General features: G+C 34.8%; 2 protein-coding genes. One reads left to right on the top strand and one right to left on the bottom strand.

Annotated elements, in window-relative coordinates:
* On the bottom strand, positions 1-241 hold a 241-nt coding region (locus QZV03_RS11170; protein ID WP_296876797.1), incomplete at its 3' end, for an aldehyde dehydrogenase family protein.
* Positions 242-750: 509 nt separating this feature from the next.
* Between QZV03_RS11170 and QZV03_RS11165 the strand changes: the two genes are divergently transcribed.
* Positions 751-2,559 (top strand): C1 family peptidase (locus tag QZV03_RS11165; protein WP_296876795.1); only part of this gene is annotated, 1,809 nt, incomplete at its 3' end.

Here is a 2,559-nt window from a genome sequence, read left to right as displayed (position 1 = left end):
GGCGGGCGATTTCATCTGCACAAGAAGACAGCTCCTCGCATGCATCAAAAAGATTTTCAGATACTTGTTTTGAGCTTAAGCAATTCAATGACTTTTGTGCTTTTCTTGCAGCATCTATTGCCTTATTCACATCTCCCTTGTCTGCTATCGGGATTGTGTCTATCAGTTCACCATCATATGGATTTATCACATCATAATGTTCATTCTTGTCAATGAACTCTCCATCTATCAGCATTTTCATGATTAACAGCTCCTGAATTTTTAGTTAAAGACCAGTTTATGAAAACCTAATTTTACTATTTAACGCTAAGTTAAAAAATTAAAAGTTTCCAAATAATATTAATTTCCAGAATAGGTAAAATTTAATTTCAATTGAAATACATATTAATTATTGAAAAATAAGTATAATACACTATTTATAAGGAAAATAAGAATAAATATCACTATGAAAAGCCAAAATACTTATTCTCCATATAAAATATTTGTGCTGCAAACAATTAAATATTTCGGATTTTAACAAAAAGAAGAATTATAATTTATATAAGACTTAATCACGACCTGCTTAATTTTAAGATTAAAATACCCCTTTTATTTCCAAAGTAAAATATAGAAAATTAAAATATATTTTAAAATTTTTAAAATAAAATGTAAATATTTTTTTATAATAAAAACATAATACTAATCATATAATAAAATTTTATAAAAATTAAAGTATATTTTATAAAATAATAAGAGATGGAGTTTAATTTTATGAAAACAAAATATTTATTTTTTATTTCATTATTCTTAATCATCCTGCTTGTTTTACCTGTAAGTTTTGCAAGCACAGATGATTCCGCAAGTATTGCAAGTATAGATGATTCTGCAAGTTATTTGAATGAAAATAATGAAGCTGATTTGAAAATCAGCACCCCGTTGAATGATTATGAAACGGATTTAGACAATAATAACATCAATACAGAAAGCATGGCATGCCCAACCCATACTCAAAAATCCGATGGCGAATCAGGAGACTTAGGTGCGGCCATAACCAATGAGGAAACAGAAAACGGAGAATTGGGAAATCCAATCACCTCTCTTGAGAGCGAAAACTTGAAAGGAGACATCTATTCCGATTATTCCGATTATATCAATCTGAAGTCTGAAATGCTCACCTATGACTTCAATCTCTCCGAATCAAACACAATCTATGTCAATTCCAATTATGATGGAGATGAGGAGCTCGGATCCCAGTTGAAACCATTTAAAACCATCAATGCGGCTTACAACTTATTCATAGACAGTTCAAACACAAAAACAAATATCTTTTTATATGAGGGAACATATGTCATTTCAAAAAAGATGACCATAAACAAGAACCTCAACATAATTGGCGAAAGCTCCACAAATACAATAATCAGTGGTAATGATGAGTATGAAATGTTTCTCATAAGCCCTCCACTGAGCTATTATGCAATAAGCCCCCTTGTGAATTTTGTAAATCTGACATTTGCAAAAGGTAGTTCCTATTATGGAGGGGCAATCTACATAAACCAAAGTGCTGTGAATTTTGTAAATGCGAAATTCATAAACAATACAGCAAGGGATTACATCTCCTACTATGGACAGAAAACATATCCTGCAAGCGGAGGAGCAATCTACAACGACAAGGGATTCGTGAGGATATACAATTCATTATTTGAAGGAAATTCCGCTTCAGGAAGTCAGGACAGCTATGCAGGAGCTGTTTTCAATGACATGGGCGAAATAACAATTCTAAACTCCGAATTTATAAACAACTCTGTCAATGGTACCTACGGCAGTGGAGGAGCCATATACGATTACAGCGGAATTCTGGTAATCTACAATTCCAGCATATCCGGCAATGAGATAAATTCCAGCTATTCCCTCGGAGGAGGAATCTGCAACTGGGCAAGCCACAATGTTTTCATTATAAACTCCACAATAGATGGCAATCAACTGCATGGAGACTACACTTTCGGCTCTGCAGTATCAAACAAGGCAATCCTTCTGGAAATCCACAATACAACAATATCCAACAACAAAGCAAATGGCATATGCGATGAAAATGGAACCTTCTTTAATTTAAATGGAATTGTGAATCTGACAGATGTGCAATTCATCAACAATGAAAAAGGAAATACCGATAACAGCCTGCTTATGTGTCTGGAAGATCAAATCATCATTTCAAAAGCCTTTGATGATGCCCTCCTTGTCGACCTGCCGTCATCATATGACCTGAGAGATTACGGTCTGGTAACTCCTGTTCGCGACCAGGGAGGATCAGGTTCCTGCTGGGCCTTCTCAACCATAGCTGCAATTGAATCATACCTTTTAAAAAATGAAAACATCAGCTACGACCTCTCTGAAAACAACATGAAAAATCTAATGGGCATTTACGGATTGAATGGAACAGACTGGGCAGATGGAGGAAACCATTATATGTCTCTCGCATATCTACTGCGATGGAGCGGACCTGTTAATGAAAGCGATGATCCATTCAGTGACTGGGATACAAGCTCCCCGACAAGATTGAACCAGACAAAGCATGTTCAGGAT

Origin of the sequence: uncultured Methanobrevibacter sp. (genome assembly GCF_902788255.1) — an archaeon.
In the GTDB taxonomy this organism is placed as follows: Archaea; Methanobacteriota; Methanobacteria; order Methanobacteriales; family Methanobacteriaceae; genus Methanocatella.
Note: the sequence above shows the minus strand (reverse complement) of the source record. Positions and strands in the feature narration are given on the sequence as shown.